The sequence below is a fragment of the Pantoea sp. B566 genome (assembly GCF_024793925.1).
GTDB classification, from domain to species: domain Bacteria; phylum Pseudomonadota; class Gammaproteobacteria; order Enterobacterales; family Enterobacteriaceae; genus Pantoea; species Pantoea ananatis.
Window position 1 is genome coordinate 1250701 of record NZ_JANUQL010000003.1, and the last position, 22971, is coordinate 1273671.

Here is a 22971-nt window from a genome sequence, read left to right on the forward strand (position 1 = left end):
GAGACGCTATGTTGTATAAGTTTCCGCTGACATCCGGCAATGTCACTCGCTTTTTTATCGTATTTAATCTGGTGCTGTTACTGGCGCTAGGCTTTATGGTGCAAAACTCCGTCAATGCCTGGTTGACCGACAAACGTTACGCCATGGCGGATATGGCGCGAGATATTCAGAAACGTATTGATGCCTACCGTTTCGTTACCTGGCAGATTTATGAAAACCTGTCGACCAGTGCTGCCGGTACGCCTCCTGCCAGTAATCTGCAAGAGACGCGCCTGCGTCCGGATGTCTACTATCTGGAAAAAACGCGCCGCAAAACCGAAGCGCTGATTTTCGGGTCCCATGACAGCAGCACGCTGGATATGTCGATGCGAATGTCCAGCTATCTGGACACCTTATGGGGTGCAGAAACGCCGACCTGGTCCATGTACTTTTTAAATGGTCAGGACAACAGCCTGATCATGATCTCCACCCTGCCGCTGAAAGACATGACGACGCGTTACAAAGAGAATGCCATCAGTTCTCTGGTTGAGGCACGACGTGCTGAAATGCTGCAGCAGGCCAATGCGCTGGATGAGCGTGAAAGCTTTTCTCCCCTTCGCCATCTTGCCTTTCAGAACGACCACTATTTTACGTTGCGCACCACGTTTAATCAGCCCGGTCATCTGGCGACTGTGGTGGCATTTGATCTGCCCATCAACGACTTAATTCCCCTGAATATGCCGGTGGAGAATTTCCAGCTGCGTCAGGATGCCACGCTGAATAACAACGCCAGCAGCAACCAGGACGATGTTGAAACCACACAGGTAGCCCTGGTCAATCACGATATTGAAATCGCCGCTGCACTACCCAGTACATCGCTACAGCTGGTTTACCGTGTGCCACTCTTACGCCTGTTGCTCGACAGCGCACATAATTTGATGTGGCCGCTGCTGATTAACCTGGTGCTGTTTTTACTCTCGCTTAGCGGCATGTTGTTGCTACGTCAGCAGTCTCTACGACCCAGTGAGAATCAAAGCGCCGAGCTGGATTCGCTCCGGGTGCTCAATCAGGAGATTGTGGCCAGTTTGCCCGTTGGCCTGCTGGTCTATGATTTTGCCAGTAACCGCACGCTGTTGAGCAATAAAATCGCTGAGCATCTTTTGCCTCACCTGAATCTGCAGAAAATCATCAATATGTCCGACCAGCATCAGGGCGTACTGCAAGCCACCATCAACAATGAAGTGTATGAGATTCGTCACGCACGAAGCGTGCTGTCTCCGCACACCCAACTGTTCATGATGCGCGATCAGGATCGCGAGCTGCTGGTGAACAAGAAACTGCAAAAAGCGCAACAGGTGTTAGATCGCAACCACCAGATGCGTCAGCAACTGCTGCATCATCTTGGTCACGCGTTAAATCAGCCGCTGGAAAAAATTGTCTCGCAGCTGGTGCACCTGAGCCAGCGAGAGAATGACGAAAGCGTGCTGGATATTCTGGATGAGAGCCAGTCACTGGCACGTCTGGTCGACGATATTGTGCTGCTGAATCGCCTTGAAGCGCACGACTGGTCGCCTGACGCCAGTGTGTTTAATCTGCAGGAACTTCTGGACGAAATCGCGCTGGAAAGCCTGCCACTGCTGCGTCGTAAAGGGTTATCGTTGGTGGTGAATAATCATCAGCCGAACGATGAAGTACGCTTTGGCGATCGCCGTGCCCTGCGCAAAGTGCTGACGACGCTAATGCACTATGCCCTGATCACCACGCGCTGGGGCAAGATTACCCTTGAGGTAAAAACCGCCGAACAGCACCCTGACCGCCTCTATATCGAGCTGGTGGATACGGGAGCTGGGCTCACGATCGATGAACTGGCCAATGTCGATTTTCCGTTCCTGGGCGATACCAGCCAGGATCGTTATGGTCAGGCTTCGGGCATGGCCTTTTTCCTGTGCAAACAGCTGTGCAAGCAAATGGGCGGCAGCCTGGAAATCGTTGCTAAGGCGGACATTGGCACCCGATATAACATTCAGCTTCCGCTTACGCTTGAAGAGAAGCACGAAGACGATCAAGAGAAGATTCTCGAAGGGATTACCGCCCTGGTTGAGATTGCCGTTGAAGACGTGCACAAGATCGTCTGTCGCCATCTGGAGAACTGGGGCGCACGCTGCCTGACGCCGGATGAACGTATCTCAGGCCAGGATCACGATGTACAGATTACTGACGATCCCAGCAAACTCAGCGGCTGGGCTTTATTGCTGGCGGAGGATGAACCTGGCCATCATGCTTTAAACGACCAACAGTATCGCGTCAATTTCAATCTCAGCAATGCATTACTTGATGCCTTGCTGGCACTGATTGAGAAGCAATTGTCCCACGATGTGATGGAGGATGACACTGAAGATGACGCCGGCACGGCACTGTTAAGTGGAGGCTATTTCCAGCTGTTTACTGAGACAGTACCGGATGATGTAAAGAGATTGTATACTGAGTCAGCGATATCAGATTATGCCTCGCTTGCTCAGACAGCTCATCGCCTTAAGGGCGTGTTTGCTATGCTCAATTTGACACCGGGCAAACAGCTTTGTGAAGCGTTAGAACACCACATCAAAGTATGTGACGATTCAAACATTAAAAATACCACCAGTAATATTGACGCTTATGTCAATCAACTGCTGCAGCAAGGTAACCAATAAGATGAATAACTTGAATGTAATTATTGCCGATGATCACCCAATTGTTCTTTTCGGTATCCGAAAGTCTCTGGAACAAATTGAGTGGGTTAACGTTGTAGGTGAATTTGAAGATTCAACGGCGCTAATCAACAACCTGTCCAAACTTGATGCGAACGTCCTGATCACCGACCTCTCTATGCCAGGGGAAAAATACGGCGACGGTATTACGCTGATTAAATATATCAAACGTCACTATCCCGATCTGTCCATCATTGTTCTGACAATGAACAATAACCCAGCCATTCTGAGCTCGGTGCTGGATCTGGATATTGAAGGCATTGTCCTGAAACAGGGGGCGCCAACCGATTTGCCAAAAGCGCTGGCGGCACTGCAGAAAGGCAAGAAATATACGCCGGAAAGCGTCGCCAAACTGCTGGAGAAAATCAGCGCGGGCGGCTATGGCGATAAACGTCTGTCACCTAAAGAGAGCGAAGTATTACGCCTCTTTGCTGAAGGTTTCCTGGTGACCGAAATTGCCAAGAAGCTGAACCGCAGTATTAAGACCATCAGTAGCCAGAAAAAATCGGCCATGATGAAGCTGGGCGTGGATAATGATATCGCCCTGCTCAACTACCTGTCGTCCGTCAGTGCGACACAAATCGATAAAGATTAAGTCCTCAGGCGGTGCGTTTCGCACCGCCTCTTTTCCCTGCTACCCTACCCGCGTTTTCCGTACCCGCTCTGCATAAATGCCCAGCGTTGTTTTCAACACGTCCAAGGTCACCGGCTTCGACAAACAGTTGTCCATCCCTGCATCCATGCAGCGCTGTTTTTCTTCTGCCAGCGCGTTGGCGGTGACGCCGACTACCGGAAACACGTGCCCCAGCTGGCGCAGTCGCTGCGTCAGGCGATAGCCATCCATATTCGGCATGTTGACATCGGTAAGCACGATATCGATGTTATTACGACTGAGAACGTTTAACGCATCGACGCCGTCCTGGGCGGTCTTAACCTGATAACCCAGGGTGCCAAGCTGTTCTGACAGCAGCATACGGTTGATAGGATGATCGTCAACGATCAGTACCATAATGTCGTCATTATGAATTTTTTCTTCCACCGGACCGTCGAGCGCCAGGCCATCGTTCACCTCCGCGTCAACCGTAATCCGGTAAATGCGCGCCAGCAGCGTGGGTAACTCATGCAGGGTTGCCGTGCTGTGGATCCAGCGTCCCGTCTGAGGCTCACGAGGCATGTCCACGTGCGAACCGTCAAAAGTGATAACCGCCCGCACTGGCGCGTGGATGTCGGGCACGTAATCTGTCAGCACCACATCATCACTGCCCGGCTGGGCCTGATATTCAGCAACCTGGATACCATGCTGCTTTAGCAGCCGTTCAAGGTACTGCGCCAGATATTCATTGCGCATCGCCAGCCAGATTTTCTTATCCTGTAAGCCGTCCAGCAGCGGAATGGAAGGCTGTTTACCGTTGTAGATCGGAATACGGACAATAAACTGGCTTCCCATTCCCGGCTCAGACTCAACCTCAATGTCACCGTCCATCATGTTGATCAGTTTTTCACAGATCGCCAGCCCCAATCCGGTCCCCTGGAAATTACGCTGTACGCCGTTGCCCACCTGGAAAAAGGGATCAAACAGTCGGGTCAACTCTTTAGCCGGAATACCCACACCGGTATCACGCGTGCGGAACGCCAGATAGCCTTGTGTGACATAGGCATGCAGAATAATACAGCCCGTATGGGTGAATTTAATGGCGTTATTCAGAAGGTTAGAAATCACCTGCTGCAGTCGCAGAGGATCACCATCAAGTGCCTGCGGAACATCGTGCTCGATATAGCAGTAAAGCGTCAGGCGCTTCTTCACCACCAGGGAGAGATAGTTTCCGACAATATGGGTGATCACTTCGCGCGGCGAGAAAGGTCGCGGCTCTATTTTCAACTGTTCCGATTCAATTTTGGAGAAGTCGAGAATATCGCTGATGATCTTCAACAGCAGGCTGGAAGAGTTATTCATCGCGGTCACCAGCGAGTCTATACCGCTCGGCAGCTGCCGCGTCTGCAGCAGATCCAGGTTACCAATGATGCCATACAACGGCGTACGAAGTTCGTGACTGACCGTTGCCAGGAACATGGATTTCGACTGGCTGGCCTGCTCTGCCGCGTGGGCCATTTCCTGTAAGGATTGCTCCATGCGCACGCGGGCGGAGACATCCACCAGCACACAGATCGCCACGTTTTCATTGCGGTAGCGGGAATGCACAAAGCTGATTTGCAGGTTAGTATTACTGCCCGTCAGGACATCAACAAAGTTAACCTGCTGCCCGCCGATAATCTCATTTAATCGCTTACGGTCTTCCTGCGTCAGCAGCGTCAGATAGTTGTGTGCCAACTCGTTACTGAGAATATTGGTACCATCGCTGGTGCGTAAAATGCAGATCCCTACCGGCGCTGAAGCGACAATTTTACGGTTGAACTGCTCGTGCTCTTCCAGCCGGTGTGCGTTTTCTTCCGCTGGCAAAAACATGCGTCTCTCAAACAGCCAGGCAAGCGTAAACAGCAGGATGGCGCTCAGGATATTCAGCAACAGGGCATTGATCATCATCAGTTTGAGCTGATCGACCAGCACATCGGTAGAGACCGACCACACCACGTTAAGATTCGACGGTGGCAACGGTTTTTTCAGCACCAGCTGACGGTAACCGTCAAGATAGCCAAACCAGGTTTTATCATCAGGCAATTCATTTAATGAAAAGCCCAAACCGCCCCGGCGCGAGGTCAGGAGCGGAGCGTAATTTTCATCCGTAATCGTTGCCGTGACGGGCAGGCTACCGGGCTGAATAAACGCATCAAGCTGGATATTTTGCTCGACGCCCAGCAGGGCCTGAAGTTTATCCGCCACGTAGATCGGCATGATAACAGAGAAGTTTCCTACGCCTGGCTGGGCGCTGCTGTTTACCCAGTAGACCGGGTTGCGACGCTCCTCTTCCGAACTGTTGCGGTAGCGCTGAAGGTTTTCCTGCAACAGCTTGAGGCTGTTATCGCGGTTAACGTTGTTACCAATAGCAAAATCCGCCAGACACTTGTTATCGCCACCAATGAGGAACACCCGGTTGAGCTCATAAGATGAGGCGAAATGACTCCTCCAGTAATTGATATAGTTACTGAGTGAGTCCAGTGAGTTGCGCCAGGTCGCGCTCATGGCGGTGCAGTCATCACTGGAAAAAAGGGGGGTAAACTGCGGTTGAATCGTCTTTCCTGCCGTTGACCGATCCGAGGCTTCTCCCCCGGCGCTGGCGCTGGTGAGGTGGTTTTCAGCGATGAACTTAAGCTCGCGCATCTTGCCCGCTGAGAGGCGAACGTACCAGTCAATTGTGCCGTAGTTGCCAGCAAATTCCTGCCGTACCTTGTTCTCTTTATCGTGAAGTACGCTAATGATGTAGAAGGTGGTCAGCACCGCGCCCAGTAGCCAGATTAGCAGCGCCAACGCGCGAAACAGATAGCGCGAAATGCGAAGCGTCGTGCGGAAAGAGACTAGATATTTCAAAGGTAACTCGCAGGTGGCAAGGTTAGTCGCATCGTGGGATTTTTAATGCTCATACACTAGCTTTATCGCAGCAAAAAAGCCAGTCGGTGACGGGCACCCGGCGCAGTTTGGGACTATTTGCCCCTGAGGAAATCATCCTTTGCCAAACCTGCCGCAAAAAAAACGGCAGGTCGGGTGATCCCTGACCTGCCGTTGCTCTTAACGTACGACGCGCTAATTACTCATCGTCGTCCGCTGCGGGTACGTCATCGTCTTCATTGTCGACTTCAGGTACGATATCGTCATCCCCTTCCGCCACGCTGCCGTCGATGGAGTCCAGCTCTTCTTCTTCCACCGGCTCAGCCACGCGTTGCAGTCCAACCACGTTCTCGTCCTCTGCCGTACGAATCAGAATCACACCCTGGGTATTACGGCCCACGATGCTGACTTCAGACACACGGGTTCTCACCAGGGTGCCGGCATCGGTGATCATCATGATCTGATCGCTGTCGACCACCTGCACTGCACCAATCACCGGGCCATTACGCTCGGTCACTTTGATGGAGATCACGCCCTGCGTCGCACGGGATTTGGTTGGATACTCACTGTTCGCGGTACGCTTACCGTAGCCGTTCTGCGTCACGGTGAGAATCGCGCCCTCTTCACGCGGCACAATCAGGGAAACCACACGATCGTTTTGCGCCAGCTTGATACCGCGTACGCCCGAGGCCGTACGGCCCATGGCACGCACGGCAGATTCGGCGAAGCGAACCACTTTACCGGCGGCCGAGAACAGCATCGCCTCGTCGTTACCGTTGGTCAGCGCTACGCCAATCAGCTCGTCATCATCGCGCAGGTTAATAGCGATGATACCGGCGCTGCGTGGACGGCTGAACTCCTGCAGACCGGTTTTCTTCACCGTGCCGCTCGCGGTTGCCATAAAGATATTGAAGCCTTCGGTATATTCGCGCACAGGCAGAATCGCCGTGATACGTTCATTCGCTTCAAGCGGCAACAGGTTGACGATTGGACGTCCACGAGCCCCACGGCTGGCTTCCGGCAGCTGGTAAACCTTCATCCAGTAGAGTCGGCCACGGCTGGAGAAGCACAGAATCGTATCGTGGGTGTTTGCCACCAACAGACGATCGATAAAATCTTCTTCTTTAATGCGGGCGGCAGACTTGCCTTTGCCACCGCGACGCTGCGCTTCGTAATCACTCAGCGGCTGATATTTTACATAGCCCTGATGCGACAGCGTGACGACCACATCTTCCTGATTGATCAGGTCCTCGATGTTGATGTCTGCGCTGTTCGCAGTGATTTCCGTGCGGCGCTCATCGCCGAACTGATCGCGCATCAGTTCCAGCTCTTCGCGAATGACTTCCATCAGGCGCTCAGAACTTCCCAGGATGTGGAGCAACTCCGCAATTTGATCCAGAAGCTGTTTGTATTCATCCAGCAGCTTTTCATGCTCAAGCCCGGTCAGTTTCTGTAAACGTAAGTCCAGAATGGCCTGAGCCTGCTGTTCAGTCAGGTAATATTTACCCTCACGAATACCAAACTGCGCTTCCAGCCACTCTGGGCGGGCAGCATCATCACCGGCACGCTCCAGCATGGCAGACACGTTGCCCAGATCCCAGGATTGTGCGATCAGGCCCGCTTTCGCTTCGGCAGGCGTGGGCGCACGGCGGATCAGCTCAATGATCGGATCGATGTTAGCCAGCGCAATCGCCAGGCCTTCAAGGATATGCGCACGATCGCGAGCTTTGCGCAGTTCAAAAATAGTACGACGCGTGACCACTTCACGACGATGGCGAACGAAGGCTTCCAGAATCTCCTTCAGTGCCATAATCTTCGGCTGGCCCTGATGCAGCGCCACCATGTTGATGCCGAAAGAGGTTTGCAACTGAGTCAGTGAATAGAGGTTGTTGAGGACGACTTCACCAACCGCATCACGCTTGATTTCAATGACAATACGCATGCCGTCTTTATCAGACTCATCACGCAGCGCACTGATGCCTTCAACGCGTTTTTCTTTCACCAGCTCGGCGATTTTCTCAATCAGGCGCGCTTTGTTCACCTGATACGGCAGTTCGTGAATGATGATGGTTTCACGCCCGGTTTTGGCGTCCACTTCCACTTCGCCACGGGCACGGATATACACTTTACCGCGACCGGTGCGGTAGGCTTCTTCAATGCCGCGACGACCGTTAATGATGGCCGCTGTCGGGAAGTCAGGCCCCGGAATGTGCTCCATCAGCCCTTCGATGCTGATGTTTTCATCTTCGATATAGGCGAGGCAGCCGTTGATCACTTCACGCAGGTTGTGCGGTGGAATGTTGGTTGCCATGCCGACTGCGATACCGGACGAACCGTTTACCAGCAGGTTAGGAATTTTGGTGGGCAGAACTTCAGGGATCTGCTCGGTGCCGTCGTAGTTCGGAACGAAATCAACGGTCTCTTTTTCCAGGTCAGCTAACAGGTCGTGGGCGATTTTGGACATGCGCACTTCGGTATAACGCATCGCCGCAGCGGAGTCGCCGTCGATGGATCCGAAGTTGCCTTGACCGTCCACCAGCATGTAACGCAGGGAGAAAGGCTGGGCCATACGTACAATGGTGTCGTAAACGGCAGAATCACCATGGGGGTGATATTTACCGATAACGTCACCGACGACGCGGGCAGATTTTTTATAGGGTTTGTTCCAGTCATTACCCAGTTCGCTCATCGCGTATAGTACGCGGCGATGTACTGGCTTCAGGCCATCACGCACATCGGGTAAAGCTCGGCCAACGATGACCGACATGGCGTAATCGAGGTAAGAATTTTTTAACTCTTCTTCGATATTAACCGGTGTAATTTCTCTCGCAAGGTCGCTCATGGAGCCGCTATCCCTCTACTAATCCCGGATTTTAAAGGTGCGAAAGTATATCACAGAGCAATTCGCTGGTGAACGTTAACCACCTTATTAAGGTGCTTTTCCTCAAGTTGATAAGGTGCGTCAGAGTCAGTTAAGCGTTTATACTGATGTCACGTTTTGTCAGGAGTCACGATTCAATGAATGCACAACCACAGAATCATCAGCACAATGTCGATGCACAGGAAATTGCCAAGTTTGAGGCCGTTGCCTCGCGCTGGTGGGATCTGGAGGGCGAATTTAAACCGCTGCACCGTATTAACCCTCTGCGGCTGGGCTATATTGCGCAACACAGCAACGGGCTGTTCGGCAAGAAAGCCCTGGATGTTGGCTGTGGCGGCGGCATCCTGGCCGAAAGCATGGCGCGGGAAGGCGCGGTGGTCACCGGGCTGGATATGGGTGCCGAACCGCTGGAAGTGGCGCGTCTTCATGCCCTGGAGAGCGGCGTCACGCTCAGCTATGTGCAACAGACGGTGGAAGAGCACGCCAGCGCGCATGCGGGCGAATACGATGTGGTGACCTGCATGGAGATGCTGGAACATGTGCCCGATCCGCGTTCGGTGGTGCACGCCTGCGCGCAGTTGGTGAAACCCGGCGGTGAGGTGTTCTTCTCGACTATCAACCGCAATCCCAAAGCCTGGCTGATGGCCATTTTTGGTGCTGAATATGTGCTGCGCATGGTGCCGCGCGGCACACATGATGTGAAAAAATTTATCCGCCCTTCTGAGTTGCTGGGCTGGGTCGATGAAACGCCGCTACGTGAGCGCAATATGATTGGCCTGCACTACAACCCCATCACCGATAAGTTTCGTCTGGGTAACGGTGTGGATGTGAACTACATGATACACACGCATCACGGCGACGCCTGATAATCCTGCAGCGTGTGGCTCTGCCCTGCCCACGCTGCTGTCATCCTGTTGTCATCTGCGCAGGTTAGCGTTTCCGTGGGGCGGATCCAGGGCATTGGCTGAGACGGTATCTGCACGTTTTGCTCTCCCGCGCTGAGGTGTTGGAAAAGTTAGCGCAATGTTTGAAAAATCAGCGGTCGATCATAAATTGCAATATTTTCTCTGAATGGTTGACACGACCTGCGGCCTTACGAGACGCGGCTTAAGAAAACCCTCAGAAAATACAACCCCCGCAGACATCATTTTTTCCTCTTGTTAAGCGCCAGCAAAATACTAGAATAAGCCTCCATATTGTTATGCATATCGTCAACAACCCCAAGATGTAGTGTTTATCCACAACATTATTCACAATGAATATGCTGTGTATAAATCGGGATTTCTTTTAATTATTGGATACTCACGCAAAGGTAAAAACGCGACATGAACCAAAGTCTGCTCGTTACTAAACGCGATGGCCGCCAGGAGCGCATTGATCTCGACAAAATTCACCGTGTCCTCGACTGGGCGGCCGAAGGGCTGAACAATGTGTCGGTTTCACAGGTAGAGCTGCGTTCCCACATTCAGTTTTATGATGGCATCAAAACGTCTGACATCCATGAAACGATCATCAAGGCCGCTGCAGACCTTATTTCTCGCGATGCCCCTGACTATCAATACCTTGCTGCCCGACTGGCAATCTTCCACCTGCGTAAAAAAGCTTACGGTCAGTTTGAACCGCCCGCGCTGTACGATCAGGTTGTTAAGATGGTCGATCTGGGCAAGTACGATCGCCATCTGCTGGAAGACTACAGCCGTGAAGAGTTCGAGCAGATGGATGGCTTTCTCGACCACTGGCGCGATATGAATTTCTCCTACGCGGCCGTGAAGCAGTTAGAAGGCAAATACCTGGTTCAGAACCGCGTTTCCGGTGAGATCTACGAAAGTGCCCAGTTCCTGTATATCCTGGTCGCCGCCTGCCTGTTCTCAGGTTATCCGCGCGATACGCGTATGGATTACATCAAGCGTTTCTACGATGCGATCTCGACCTTCAAAATCTCGCTGCCAACGCCCATCATGTCGGGAGTGCGTACGCCTACGCGTCAGTTCAGCTCCTGCGTGCTGATTGAGTGCGGCGACAGCCTGGATTCGATCAATGCCACCTCCAGCGCCATTGTGAAATACGTTTCTCAGCGCGCGGGCATTGGTATCAACGCCGGACGTATCCGCGCGCTGGGCAGCCCTATCCGTGGTGGCGAAGCATTCCACACGGGCTGTATCCCGTTCTATAAGCACTTCCAGACTGCGGTGAAATCCTGTTCGCAGGGCGGCGTTCGTGGCGGCGCAGCCACGCTGTTCTACCCAATGTGGCACCTGGAAGTCGAAAGCCTGTTAGTGCTGAAAAACAACCGTGGCGTTGAAGGCAACCGCGTGCGTCATATGGACTATGGCGTGCAGCTCAACAAAATGATGTATCAGCGTCTGCTTAAAGGCGAAGACATCACGCTGTTCAGCCCGTCAGACGTGCCTGGCTTGTACGATGCCTTCTTTGCCGATCAGGATGAGTTTGAGCGCCTCTACACCAAATATGAAAAAGACAGCAGCATTCGCAAGCAGCGAGTGAAAGCCGTGGATCTGTTCTCGCTGATGATGCAGGAACGCGCCTCAACGGGCCGTATCTACATCCAGAACGTCGATCACTGCAACACACACAGCCCGTTTGACGCCAGCATCGCGCCGGTTCGCCAGTCTAACCTGTGTCTGGAAATTGCGCTGCCGACCAAGCCGCTGAGCGACGTCAACGACGAGAACGGTGAAATCGCGCTGTGTACGCTGTCAGCGTTCAACCTGGGCGCCATTGACAGCCTGGACGATCTGGAAGAGCTGGCGACCCTGGCGGTACGTGCGCTGGATGCCCTGCTCGATTATCAGGATTACCCGATTCCTGCCGCACAACGCGGTGCGATGGGCCGTCGCACGCTGGGTATTGGCGTGATTAACTTTGCTTACTACCTGGCGAAGCACGGCGTGCGTTACTCCGACGGCAGCGCCAACGGCCTGACGCACAAAACCTTTGAAGCCATTCAGTATTACCTGCTGAAAGCCTCAAACGAGCTGGCGAAAGAGCAAGGTGCCTGCCCGTGGTTTAATGAAACCACCTATGCGCAGGGCGTACTGCCGATCGACACCTACAAGAAAGATCTGGATGCGATTTGCAATGAGCCGCTGCACCTAGACTGGGAAACCCTGCGTGAGCAGATTAAAACCCACGGTCTGCGTAACTCAACGCTTTCTGCGCTGATGCCGTCTGAAACCTCATCGCAGATTTCAAACGCCACCAATGGTATTGAGCCGCCGCGTGGTCATATCAGCATCAAGGCATCCAAAGACGGTATTCTGCGTCAGGTGGTGCCGGAGTATGAGCGTCTTAAAGATCAGTACGAACTGCTGTGGGATATGCCCTCCAACGACGGTTACCTGCAGCTGGTTGGCGTGATGCAGAAATTTATCGATCAGGCTATTTCGTCTAACACCAACTACGATCCGTCACGCTTCCCGAATGGCAAAGTGCCGATGAAGCAGTTGCTGAAAGATCTGCTGACCGCCTATAAGTTCGGCGTGAAGACGCTCTATTATCAAAACACCCGTGATGGTGCGGAAGATGCGCAGGATGATCTGGCACCTTCTATTCAGGATGATGGCTGCGAAAGCGGCGCCTGTAAGATCTGACGGTCGGGCGGGAGCCATTCCCGCCCACATTTTCCCGCGAGGCCGGTGCTGAGCCTCGTCTACATTGGACAGTTTTTTATGGCTTACTCCACTTTTTCTCAGAATAAAAATGACCAGTTGAAAGAGCCGATGTTTTTCGGTCAGTCCGTTAACGTGGCCCGTTTTGACCAGCAGAAATACGATATCTTTGAAAAGCTGATCGAAAAGCAGCTTTCGTTCTTCTGGCGTCCTGAAGAGGTCGATGTTTCACGCGATCGCATCGATTACCAGGCCCTGCCCGATCACGAAAAACACATTTTTATCAGCAACCTGAAATATCAGACGCTGCTGGACTCCATTCAGGGACGCAGCCCGAACGTGGCGCTGCTGCCGCTGATCTCCATTCCTGAGCTGGAAACCTGGATCGAAACATGGGCATTCTCAGAGACGATCCACTCACGCTCCTACACCCACATCATTCGTAACATCGTAAACGACCCGGCGGTGGTGTTTGACGATATCGTGACCAACCAGCAGATTCTGGCACGTGCTCAGGATATCTCGCAGTACTACGATGATCTGATTGAGATGACCAGCTACTGGCATCTGTTAGGTGAAGGCACCCATCAGGTTAACGGTAAGTCCGTCACCGTCAGCCTGCGTGCCCTGAAAAAGCAGTTGTACATCTGTCTGATGAGCGTCAACGCGCTGGAAGCCATCCGTTTCTATGTCAGCTTTGCCTGCTCGTTTGCGTTTGCCGAGCGTGAGCTGATGGAAGGCAATGCGAAAATCATCAAGCTGATTGCCCGCGACGAAGCCCTACATCTGACCGGTACTCAGCACATGCTGAACCTGCTGCGCACTGGCGAAGACGATCCTGAAATGAAAGAGATCGCCGCCGAATGCCGTGAAGAGTGCTTTGAGCTGTTCAAAAAAGCGGCGCTGCAGGAAAAAGAGTGGGCGGAATACCTGTTCAGCGGCGGTTCGATGATCGGCCTGAACAAAGATATCCTGTGTCAGTATATTGAATACATCACCAATATTCGTATGCAGGCGGTTGGCCTCGATCTGCCTTTCGAAACGCGTTCTAACCCGATTCCCTGGATCAACGCATGGCTGGTGTCGGACAACGTTCAGGTGGCCCCGCAGGAAGTGGAAGTCAGCTCCTATCTGGTCGGTCAGATTGACTCCGAAGTGGGCGAAAACGACTTCGACGATTTCCAATTGTAATGATGAGCCGTTCCGTTGTTATTCTGCGCAGTTCCGGTACCCGACTGGAGGGCGCAGACGATCACCCTAACCTGCTGACGATGCTGGAAGCCAACAACCTGTGTGTTGAATTCCAGTGCCGTGAGGGCTATTGCGGCTCCTGCCGGATGCGGCTACTGAGCGGCGAAGTCGACTACGCGGAAAAGCCGCTGGCGTTTATTGAGCAGGGCGAGATCCTGCCCTGCTGCTGTAAGGCGAAGGGCGAGATCGAGCTTGAACTCTAGGCTTGCATCTCAGGCAGTTAAAAAACCGTCATTCCAACCGAATGGCGGTTTTTTTTCTGGCGCTGGCTCAGGGAATACGGGCAATCACCTTGATTTCAAAATCGAAGCCTGCCAGCCAGGTAAGATCAACAACGCCACGTCCGCAGCATAAAACCGTCAGCGCGCGCCGCTTAACGGTTTGTCGGCGCTTTCATAAGACAGGCTGGGCGACGCCAGCCCCTTACGTAAGCTCAGGCTTAGTGCTTCACCGTTTCGATCACATCGATCCAGCCGTGCCCTGTGCTTACCTCACTGCCGTGTAGCCAACGGCGCAACATGTTCATCGCCATCATCGCCACCACTTTTTGCCGGGTTTCCAGATTATGACGACCGTGGTTAAACTTCACGCGTTGTCCCCAGGTCGCCTCCGGCGTGTGTAGCGCAACGGAAATCTCGCCTTCGCTCAGGTTGCCGACCGACAGGGCCAACGGCGTCTGCAGCCTCGCCGCCAGCGCCTGCGTGCGCATCACCTGTACCTCAAGGCTTTCGTCCTGCTGCGGCAGAATTTCGGTGGCGCTCAGGGGAACCTCAGCCGAAGCCAACTGCCAGTTGAGTAACCCCGCCGTGTACTGCTCGCTGATTGCGAGACGTAGGTTACGTTGATTCAGTTCTCGCGCCAACAGCGCAGGCAGCCCCTCCAACCCTTCAAAAATCGTGCATTCCGCCAGCAGTAAACGCACCTGCTGCCAGACCTGCTCCATCGCCACGCGCTGTGAGGCAGGCCCCGTGAGCTTAATTTCGATAATGGGCATTGATGAACGGTAGCCCATCAACACGTTTTCCGGCAGCGCCAGCGGCTCCAGTTCATTAGCAATATCGCTTTCACCCCGACCAAAGGTCGTCAGCCGCAGGCACAGCGGCGGCTCTGGCAGGTCAAATTTATTTTTCAGGCGGGGGATGATTTGTTGTTCAACCATCACTTTAAATTCAGAGGGTACGCCGGGGGTAAAAAACAGCCAGCAACGGTTGAGCTGCAGGGCAAATCCACAGGCGGTGCCGACCGGATTATCGAGCATTTCGGCATTGGCAGGAATTTCGGCCTGTTTGCGATTGCTGTCGGCCATCACACGTCCACGACTGGCAAACCAGGCTTCCATAGTTTCAAGCCAGGCTTCCTGCATCACCAGTTCAACGCCACTCGCCATCGCAGCCGCCTGGGCGCTAAGGTCATCAGATGTGGGCCCCAGGCCGCCGTTAACGATGAGCACATCCGCTTCAAGACTACGTGCCTGTAAGGTCTCAACCAGGGACGACAGGGAATCACCTACTGTTGTACGGCTGGTCATCGGCATTCCGTGCTGAAATAACACATCAGCCAGCCAGGCCGCGTTGGTATCGACGATTTGACCGTGTAACACTTCATCGCCCGTGGACAGCATTTCGACTCTAATCACGTTCTTTCTCCTTGTGCCATTAGGTTCACTTTAGAAAGCCCCTGCGTAAAACACAATCTGTAAGGGAGATTTAGCGTCGAATAAGGCCGCGTCTGGCGAGAGGATAAGGAGGAGATAAGAAGATAAAAAGCAGGCAAGGGATGTTGAGAAAGCGCAAACGGACAGGAGTGAGCCTGCCCGTTGTACGTATTGCACTACGCGTTTAGCTTAACGGCGAGCCAGCAGCAGGCCTAAAACCAGCCCTGCCGTTGCACCAATACCGATGCCCTTCCACGGTTTCTCATGAACGTAATCGTCGGCACGGTAAGCAACCTGTTTAGCACGATAGTAGTAGCTATCGGACGCCTGACTAACACGTGACTTTACATCTTCCAGCGCTCGTTCAGCTTTGGTTTTCAGTTCGATGTATTTCTGGTCGGCCGGATCCCCTGATGACTTCAGCACTTCTTCCAGCGTTTCGGTCAGCAGTGCGATATCGTCGTCATAGCCTGTTTCAAAAGATTCAGTCTGTTTTACCATCATTTCCTCCATGTGAATTGCAAAGCACCTGGTTAACTATAGTCCCAAAACAGGGCTTTGCGTGGAACTCCGCCAGGAATTGCCTGAAAATCAGCGTGAGTAAACAAAACGGCAGTGAATCTGTGTCACGCTGGGCGCTACGCAAAGAAGTGTAAGAGATGGCCTGCTGGCAGCGATTTCGCTTCGCTTATTTGATTTATCTGATAAATTTTCAACGAAATGAATTTTTATCTACGCCGACTGTCGTACCCAGCTGTTGCCTGTAATAATCAGGCCATGTGCATATCAATGCGCTGACACGACAGTCACAGCAAACTCGAACAGCTAAGGAATGATCTCTGGCATGAATCGCAGAATGTTTATGAAAGCGTCAATGGCCTTTTCCGCCGTAAGCGGTATGACAGGCTTATCAACGCTGTTCGCGCAATCCGCCTGGGCAGATGATGGCATTGCTGACGGAACCGCAGTACGCTTCGATTTCGATGAGTTGAAGAAGAATGCGGCCGCGCTGGCTAAAAAACCCTGGGGCGGCGCACCCGGCCCCCTTCCCCCCACGTTGGCAACCCTGACACCACAGGCATACAACGACATTCAGTATGATGCCAACCACTCTCTGTGGAACAATATTCCCAATCGCGAACTGGATGTGCAGTTCTTCCACGTAGGCATGGGATTTAAACGCCGCATCCGCATGTTCTCTGTGGACAGCGCCAGTCGTGAAGCACGCGAAATTCATTTTCGTCCTGAGTTGTTTAACTACAACGATGCCAAAGTCGATACCAAACAACTGCAAGGTAAAACGGATCTTGGCTTTGCCGGTTTCCGCGCCTTCAAAAAACCTGAGCTGGCCCGCCGCGACATTGTCTCGTTTCTGGGTGCCAGCTATTTCCGCGCGGTCGATGACACTTATCAGTACGGCCTGTCCGCGCGTGGCGTGGCCATCAACACCTTCAGCAACGGTCAGGAAGAGTTTCCAGACTTTACGGCCTTCTGGTTTGAAACGCCGAAAGCGGAAGACACCACTTTTACCTGCTATGCCTTACTGGACGGCGCCAGCATCACCGGGGCCTATAAGTTTGTCATTCACTGCGAAGCAGAACGCGTGGTCATGGAGATTGAGAATCATCTCTTTGCCCGCAAGGATATTCGTCAGTTAGGCATCTCGCCGATGACCAGCATGTTCAGCTGCGGCACCAACGAACGCCGGATGTGTAACACCTATCATCCGCAGATTCATGACTCCGATCGCCTGGCGATGTGGAGCGGCAAAGGTGAATGGATTGCCCGGCCGTTAAATAATCCTCAGCGCCTGCAGTTCAACGCCTACGAAGACGAAAACCCGCGCGGCTTTGGCCTGCTCCAGCTTGACCATGACTTTGAGAACTATCAGGACGTGATTGGCTGGTATAACAAACGCCCAAGCCTGTGGGTGGAACCGGTAGGCAAATGGGGCAAAGGCGCCATTAACCTGATGGAAATTCCAACCACCGGCGAAACGCTTGATAACATCGTCTGCTTCTGGCAGCCCGCAGAGCCGATCAAAGCCGGTAGCGAATACAGTTTTGCCTACAAGCTTTACTGGAGCGCCCTGCCGCCCGTTCAGAGCGATCTGGCCCGCGTAGATGCGACCCGCACCGGCATTGGTGGTTTCCCCGAAGGCTGGGCGCCGGGCGAGCACTTCCCGGATGTCTGGTGCCGCCGTTTCGCTGTGGACTTTATCGGCGGCGACTTGCAGGCAGCCGCACCGAAAGGCATTGAACCGGTGATTACGGTTTCCTCAGGCACCTTTAAACAGGTAGAGATCCTGTATGTCGAACCGATAAAAGGTTACCGCATCCTGTTCGACTGGTATCCCAACAGCGACAGCGTACAGCCCGTCGAGATGCGCCTGTTCCTGCGCACCAAAGACGAAACCCTGAGTGAGACCTGGCTCTATCAGTATGTGCCACCGCCGCCGGACCAGCGTAAATACGTTGACGATCGCCAGATGACCGTGAGCTAACGCTTCCGCCTCACGTGAAATGCATCTCAGGCCAACCGCCGGGATGCATTTTTTTTGCCCGACAGGGCACCTGAGCCGTGAGCAGCGCTTTACTGCCCTGCTCTGCGCATATCGATATGGGGAATACTGTCCTCAAGATAGCTGTCGCTGACCGTAATAAAGCCATGTCGCTGATAGAACGCCTCAAGATGCGCCTGAGCAGAGAGAAACTGTGAACGCCCCGGCCAGTGCTGCTCACAACTGGCGATTGCCTGTGTCATCAGCTGGTTGCCTAAGTTCAGGCCACGTGCCTTACTGGATATGATCACGCGTCCGATTTTCACCTCTGCCCCCGCGCGATCGGGTGACAATATGCGCGCGTAGGCCAGCAGATCCCCCTGTGCCATGCCGAGAATGTGGCGATTCTCGCCCTGCAAATCCAGGCCATCGACGTCCAGATAGGCGCACTGCTGCTCCACGACGAATACCTCACAGCGTAAAGCCAGCGCCGCGTAGAGCTGCGGAACGCTTAAGGCTTGATGCTGAAGATCCAGCCAACTGATATGCATGTCTTATCCTTACTAAAATGGGCCGCCAGCCCGGGAGGCATCACATCACTTTACCGCGCCGGCCTTTCTGCAGCCAGTGAAGATAATGTTGAGGCCAGGCCATGGTCGGCGTGCCGGGTTTTCCCATACCAAAGCCATGCCCGCCCGTGAGATAGCGCACCAGCTCGACGTCAACCTGATGCTGTTGGCAGGCGCTGGCCATGATCAGGGTGTTATGGGGATCGGAAACCGGATCGTCTTCGGCCTGGACCAGAAAAAAGGGAGGCGATGTCGATGACACGTAATTCTGAACCGACCAGGCTGCGTCCTCTGCCGCCGTCGCATGCGTTCCCACCAACATACGGTGCGTTGCGGTGTGCGTATAGGGCGCTTCCAGGGTGATCACCGGATAGATCAGCGCCGCCCCGTCAGCATAAGCTGGCGCACTGTCCAACGCATCAAGGGCAGCATAGCTTTGAAAGTCATGGCGCGTCACAGCCATTCCGAGTAAATGCCCACCCGCGGAAAAACCCAGCACCGAGAGCCGCTTTGCCTGCGGCCGTAACAGCCGCAGCGCGCGCTGGGCATCCTGCAGCGCGACTATGTTGCCCGCTGCCCAGCCCTCGCCGGGAAGCCGATAGCGCAGAATCGCCGCCGTATAGCCGCGTGCCGTTAACCAGCGTGCCGCAGGCCAGGCTTCTTTCGCCATTTCTATCCGTTTGTACCCCCCGCCGCCGGCTATCAGAACAACATGGCCGTTGGGCATGTTCGGTTTGATCACTGTCAGCGTCGGCACCGCGATATTGCGCTGTGCGCCCGAAGATGAGGTCTTAACGGCACCGACAGGGCCGCCGCCGCCGGGTGGCGTGCCAGGCCAGAGCGGAATCACCGTGTGTGAGATTTCCGGCTGGGATGCCCGCGACAGCGTGCTCTTTGCGACTATCAGCACAGCGGTGAAGCCTAATAAAAAATGACGGCGCTCCATAGGCCATGCTCCTGTAACAAGCCAGAGGACATTGCAGCAGAAAAATAGGGAGACAGAATGAAGATGACGCATTTTTTTAGGGCAGCAGCAACCCTTGCGTCGTCACCGGTCGTGCGGTTAAGTCGCTGCATGGTGCAGTAGGCAGATTTCAGACAAAAAAAATCAGGCCCTAGGGCCTGATTCAGTATGACAATCGACGATTACATCAGGGGCTGAGCCATCTGTACCAGTCTGATTAACGGCTGCGGATAAACACCTAACAGCAGTACCAGAATCGCTGAAATCAGTACCACCACGCCGCCCGCGGTGAAGGCCCAGTTATCAGGCGTATCGCGGTTGAGCAGTTCTGGTGGGCTCAGGTACAGGCTCACGGTCACGCGCAGATAGTAGTACAGGCCGATAGCACTCCCCACCACCACCGCACCGGTCAACCACCACAGGTGCGCACTCACGCCAGAGGCAATCACGTAGAACTTACCGATAAAGCCCAGCGTCATTGGAATACCGGCCAGCGACAGCATCATCACCGTCATCACCGCAGACAGAACCGGACGACGCCAGAACAGACCGCGATACGAGTAAAGTGAATCCGCATCCGGACCGCGATAAGGGCTCGACATCAGGCTCACGACACCAAAGGCACCCAGGCTGCTGAACAGGTAACCGGCCAGGTAAACCCCAGAGGTTTCCAGCGACAGCTGATGATCTTTCACCGCAATCAGCGCCACCAGCAAATAACCCAGATGCGCGATGGAGGAGTAACCCAACAGGCGCTTAATGTTGCTCTGCGAGATCGCCATCAGGTTACCGAACAGGATGGAAACGAAGGCGATGATACCCAATACCGTTCGCACCGCTTCGCTGTCGGTCACCGGCGCATACATGAACAAGCGCATGACGACACCGAAGATGGCGATTTTACTGGCCGTGGCCAGGAACGTTGATACCGGAGCCGGTGCCCCCTGATACACGTCTGGCGTCCACAGGTGGAACGGCACCAGCGACAGCTTAAAGCCCAGACCAATAATCAGCATTCCCAGGCCCACCAGCAACAGTGGCGCCTGAATCATGCTGTCAGTCAGGCTTTTGCCCAGGCTGACGAAGCCCAGGTTGCCAGAGTCAGCGTAAATCAGCGCAATACCAAACAGCAGGAAGGACGATGCCGCCGCCGACAGGATAGTGTATTTCAGGGCCGCTTCCAGCGAACGTTTCTGGCGGAACGCGTAACCAATCAAACCAAACAGCGGCAGTGACAGCAGTTCAATTCCGATAAACAGCGATGCCAGGTGGTTAGACGCTGACAGCACGATACCGCCCAGTGCGGCAATCAGGACCAACAGATAAAACTCGTCCTTGTTATCCGGGAAAGTCGCCAGCCATGGATAGGCAAACGTACAGGTTGCCAGGCTGGCCAGCATCACCAGTGCGGTATAAAACATCGAGTAAGCATCAACGCGCAGCAGCGGCGTGACGTCCATCGCCCCGACCTGGCCCACAAAATACAGCGACAGCAGAGCCAGGTTCAGGCCAACCACTGTTAGCGTGGCGTTAACAAAGTGATTGCGTCGCCAGGCAATGGACAGCATCACAACCACCACCGTCAATCCGACGATTAACAGCGGCAGCAACGCGATCAATTGTTGAGGAGTTATTGTCATGGCGAATTACGGCCTTGTAGTTGAAATTGAAGCGGTAAACCACTGCTGAATATTGCTCATTGCAGCATGTGAGGTATCCAGAATCGGCTGGGGATAAATACCCAACAGCACCAGCAGAACCACGAGCACGCCAATGGTCAGGAATTCACGTGCCGACATTCCCGGCAGTGGATCTTTAGATTTCGCTTCGCCGTAGTAGGCACGCTGCATCATGACCAGCGAATAAACCGAAGCGAAAACCAGACCAAAGGTCGCAATCACAATAATGACAGGAACGACCTGGAAGCTGCCGGTGAGGATCATAAACTCACCCACGAAGTTACCGGTGCCCGGCATCCCCAGGTTGGCGACAGCAAAGAACAGTGATAAACCCGGAATCCATTTGATGCGCGACCACAGACCGCCCATCTGACGCATATCACGCGTGTGCAGGCGCTCATACAGCTGACCACACAGGATAAACAGGGCCGCCGCAGACAGGCCGTGCGCAATCATCTGTATCACCGCGCCCTGAATGGCCAACTGGCTGCCGGTGTAAATCGCAATCAGCACAAAGCCCATGTGGGAAATCGAGGTGTAGGCAATCAGGCGTTTAATATCCGTCTGTGAGAAGGCCATCCAGGCGCCGTAGAAGATACCGATGATACCTAACCACATCGCGATAGGGGCAAACTCAGCGGATGCATTAGGGAACAGCGGCAGGCTGAAACGCAGCAAACCATAGGCCGCAGTTTTCAGCAAAATACCCGCCAGGTCCACTGAACCGGCCGTTGGCGCCTGACTGTGCGCATCGGGTAACCAGCCGTGAAGCGGCACCACCGGCATTTTCACCGCAAACGCGATAAAGAAGCCCAGCATCAGCAGATATTCGACGGTGTGCGACATGGGCGTTTTCAACAACTGCTCGTAGTTGAACGTCCAGACGCCGGTCGCGTTGTAGTGGACAAACACCAGCGCCAGAATCGCAATTAACATCACCAGACCTGATGCCTGGGTATAGATAAAGAATTTGGTGGCCGCGGTGATACGGGTTTTCCCGTCCGAGGCTTTATGTCCCCACAGTGCGATGAGGAAGTACATCGGCACCAGCATCATTTCCCAGAAGAAGAAGAACAGGAACATGTCGATGGCAAGGAACACACCGATAACGCCGCCCAGAATCCACATCAGGTTAAGATGGAAGAATCCCTGATACTTCTCGATCTCGTTCCACGAACACAGCACGGCCATCAAACCGAGCAGCCCGGTCAGCACCACCATTAATAGCGAAAGGCCATCAAGCGCTAAATGGAAATTAATGCCGAAACGGGGGATCCAGGGTACTGAGAAGCTCGATTGCCACTGCGGAATACCCGCTGCCTGCGTCAGTGAATAGCCTCCCTGCAACCACAGCTGCAGTGAAAGCGCCAACGTCAGCCCCATGGTGATCAGTGCAATCCAGCGTGGCACTTTCGCGCCGAAGCGCTCGGCGAGCCAGCAGATAAAACCACCGAAGAAGGGTATGAAAATTAGCCAAGGTAATAACACGGCATACTTCCCTTTTATGGCCTTTTATGAGCTATCTTACTTACCATTTTCATTCCCGGCAGTGCTCGCAATCCTCACGTACTTCAGTACGCTCCGGTTGCTGTGCGCTGGCGGTAATGAAACTGGCT

At 53.8% G+C, this 22971-nt stretch carries 15 protein-coding genes; 7 read left to right on the forward strand and 8 right to left on the reverse strand.

Translation table 11 applies throughout. The annotated features are described in order from the left end of the window. Positions 1-8: 8 nt before the first annotated feature. Together rcsD and rcsB are read left to right on the forward strand one after the other, a co-directional pair. Positions 9-2669, forward strand: a complete 2661-nt coding sequence (gene rcsD, locus NYE92_RS07425) for a phosphotransferase RcsD (RefSeq protein WP_014605388.1) — start codon at positions 9-11, stop codon at positions 2667-2669. A gap of 1 nt (position 2670) precedes the next feature. After that, positions 2671-3321: a response regulator transcription factor RcsB gene (gene rcsB, locus NYE92_RS07430; protein ID WP_014605387.1), complete on the forward strand. Its 651-nt coding sequence runs from the start codon at positions 2671-2673 to the stop codon at positions 3319-3321. 39 nt (positions 3322-3360) lie between these two features. Here rcsB and rcsC read toward each other — a convergent pair whose 3' ends face one another. Both rcsC and gyrA read right to left on the reverse strand, forming a co-directional pair. Beyond that, on the reverse strand, positions 3361-6210 hold the full coding sequence (gene rcsC / locus NYE92_RS07435) for a two-component system sensor histidine kinase RcsC (protein ID WP_014605386.1): 2850 nt from the start codon (positions 6208-6210) through the stop codon (positions 3361-3363). 217 nt (positions 6211-6427) lie between these two features. After that, complete coding sequence (gene gyrA / locus NYE92_RS07440; protein WP_259018817.1) at positions 6428-9070, reverse strand: DNA topoisomerase (ATP-hydrolyzing) subunit A; 2643 nt, start codon at positions 9068-9070, stop codon at positions 6428-6430. A 176-nt stretch (positions 9071-9246) separates the two neighbouring features. Here gyrA and ubiG point away from each other — a divergent pair, with 176 nt between their 5' ends. From ubiG to yfaE, 4 genes are all read left to right on the forward strand, one after another. Beyond that, positions 9247-9975 carry a bifunctional 2-polyprenyl-6-hydroxyphenol methylase/3-demethylubiquinol 3-O-methyltransferase UbiG gene (gene ubiG / locus NYE92_RS07445; RefSeq protein WP_259018818.1) on the forward strand — a complete coding sequence of 243 codons (729 nt, stop codon included), beginning with the start codon at positions 9247-9249 and terminating at the stop codon, positions 9973-9975. Positions 9976-10434: 459 nt separating this feature from the next. Further along, the gene (gene nrdA, locus NYE92_RS07450; RefSeq protein ID WP_013026495.1) at positions 10435-12720 is read left to right on the forward strand and encodes a class 1a ribonucleoside-diphosphate reductase subunit alpha; all 2286 of its coding nucleotides are present in this window, start codon (positions 10435-10437) and stop codon (positions 12718-12720) included. 78 nt (positions 12721-12798) lie between these two features. Next, on the forward strand, positions 12799-13929 hold the full coding sequence (gene nrdB, locus NYE92_RS07455) for a class Ia ribonucleoside-diphosphate reductase subunit beta (protein WP_014594159.1): 1131 nt from the start codon (positions 12799-12801) through the stop codon (positions 13927-13929). Positions 13930-13931: 2 nt separating this feature from the next. Continuing rightward, positions 13932-14192: a class I ribonucleotide reductase maintenance protein YfaE gene (gene yfaE / locus NYE92_RS07460; RefSeq protein WP_014605383.1), complete on the forward strand. Its 261-nt coding sequence runs from the start codon at positions 13932-13934 to the stop codon at positions 14190-14192. Between the two features lie 236 nt (positions 14193-14428). On the opposite strand, the gene NYE92_RS07465 is transcribed toward yfaE, so the two are convergent. After that, positions 14429-15625, reverse strand: coding sequence for a nicotinamide mononucleotide deamidase-related protein YfaY (locus NYE92_RS07465; protein WP_028715401.1), 1197 nt, complete (start codon positions 15623-15625; stop codon positions 14429-14431). A 207-nt stretch (positions 15626-15832) separates the two neighbouring features. Then, the gene (elaB, locus tag NYE92_RS07470; RefSeq protein WP_015699853.1) at positions 15833-16144 is read right to left on the reverse strand and encodes a stress response protein ElaB; all 312 of its coding nucleotides are present in this window, start codon (positions 16142-16144) and stop codon (positions 15833-15835) included. Between the two features lie 343 nt (positions 16145-16487). On the opposite strand from elaB, the gene NYE92_RS07475 reads away from it, so the two are divergent. Continuing rightward, the gene (locus NYE92_RS07475) at positions 16488-18146 is read left to right on the forward strand and encodes a glucan biosynthesis protein D (RefSeq protein WP_014605382.1); all 1659 of its coding nucleotides are present in this window, start codon (positions 16488-16490) and stop codon (positions 18144-18146) included. An 89-nt stretch (positions 18147-18235) separates the two neighbouring features. On the opposite strand, the gene NYE92_RS07480 is transcribed toward NYE92_RS07475, so the two are convergent. The 4 genes from NYE92_RS07480 to nuoM form a co-directional block, all read right to left on the reverse strand. After that, positions 18236-18694 (reverse strand): GNAT family N-acetyltransferase, encoded by a 459-nt coding sequence (locus NYE92_RS07480; protein WP_259018820.1) that lies wholly within the window; start codon positions 18692-18694, stop codon positions 18236-18238. A 40-nt stretch (positions 18695-18734) separates the two neighbouring features. Further along, on the reverse strand, positions 18735-19658 hold the full coding sequence (locus NYE92_RS07485) for an alpha/beta hydrolase (protein WP_064374125.1): 924 nt from the start codon (positions 19656-19658) through the stop codon (positions 18735-18737). A gap of 200 nt (positions 19659-19858) precedes the next feature. Further along, the gene (gene nuoN / locus NYE92_RS07490) at positions 19859-21316 is read right to left on the reverse strand and encodes an NADH-quinone oxidoreductase subunit NuoN (RefSeq protein WP_013026503.1); all 1458 of its coding nucleotides are present in this window, start codon (positions 21314-21316) and stop codon (positions 19859-19861) included. Between the two features lie 6 nt (positions 21317-21322). Beyond that, positions 21323-22843 (reverse strand): NADH-quinone oxidoreductase subunit M, encoded by a 1521-nt coding sequence (gene nuoM / locus NYE92_RS07495; protein WP_013026504.1) that lies wholly within the window; start codon positions 22841-22843, stop codon positions 21323-21325. Positions 22844-22971: the final 128 nt, after the last annotated feature.

Excerpts from the sequence above, each read along its gene's own strand:
- rcsD (WP_014605388.1), top strand. The coding sequence starts at position 9 with ATGTTGTATAAGTTTCCGCTGACATCCGGCAATGTCACTCGCTTTTTT.
- rcsB (WP_014605387.1), top strand. The coding sequence starts at position 2,671 with ATGAATAACTTGAATGTAATTATTGCCGATGATCACCCAATTGTTCTT.
- gyrA (WP_259018817.1), bottom strand. The coding sequence starts at position 9,070 with ATGAGCGACCTTGCGAGAGAAATTACACCGGTTAATATCGAAGAAGAG.
- ubiG (WP_259018818.1), top strand. The coding sequence starts at position 9,247 with ATGAATGCACAACCACAGAATCATCAGCACAATGTCGATGCACAGGAA.
- nrdA (WP_013026495.1), top strand. The coding sequence starts at position 10,435 with ATGAACCAAAGTCTGCTCGTTACTAAACGCGATGGCCGCCAGGAGCGC.
- nrdB (WP_014594159.1), top strand. The coding sequence starts at position 12,799 with ATGGCTTACTCCACTTTTTCTCAGAATAAAAATGACCAGTTGAAAGAG.
- yfaE (WP_014605383.1), top strand. The coding sequence starts at position 13,932 with ATGAGCCGTTCCGTTGTTATTCTGCGCAGTTCCGGTACCCGACTGGAG.
- elaB (WP_015699853.1), bottom strand. The coding sequence starts at position 16,144 with ATGGTAAAACAGACTGAATCTTTTGAAACAGGCTATGACGACGATATC.
- NYE92_RS07475 (WP_014605382.1), top strand. The coding sequence starts at position 16,488 with ATGAATCGCAGAATGTTTATGAAAGCGTCAATGGCCTTTTCCGCCGTA.
- NYE92_RS07480 (WP_259018820.1), bottom strand. The coding sequence starts at position 18,694 with ATGCATATCAGTTGGCTGGATCTTCAGCATCAAGCCTTAAGCGTTCCG.
- NYE92_RS07485 (WP_064374125.1), bottom strand. The coding sequence starts at position 19,658 with ATGGAGCGCCGTCATTTTTTATTAGGCTTCACCGCTGTGCTGATAGTC.
- nuoN (WP_013026503.1), bottom strand. The coding sequence starts at position 21,316 with ATGACAATAACTCCTCAACAATTGATCGCGTTGCTGCCGCTGTTAATC.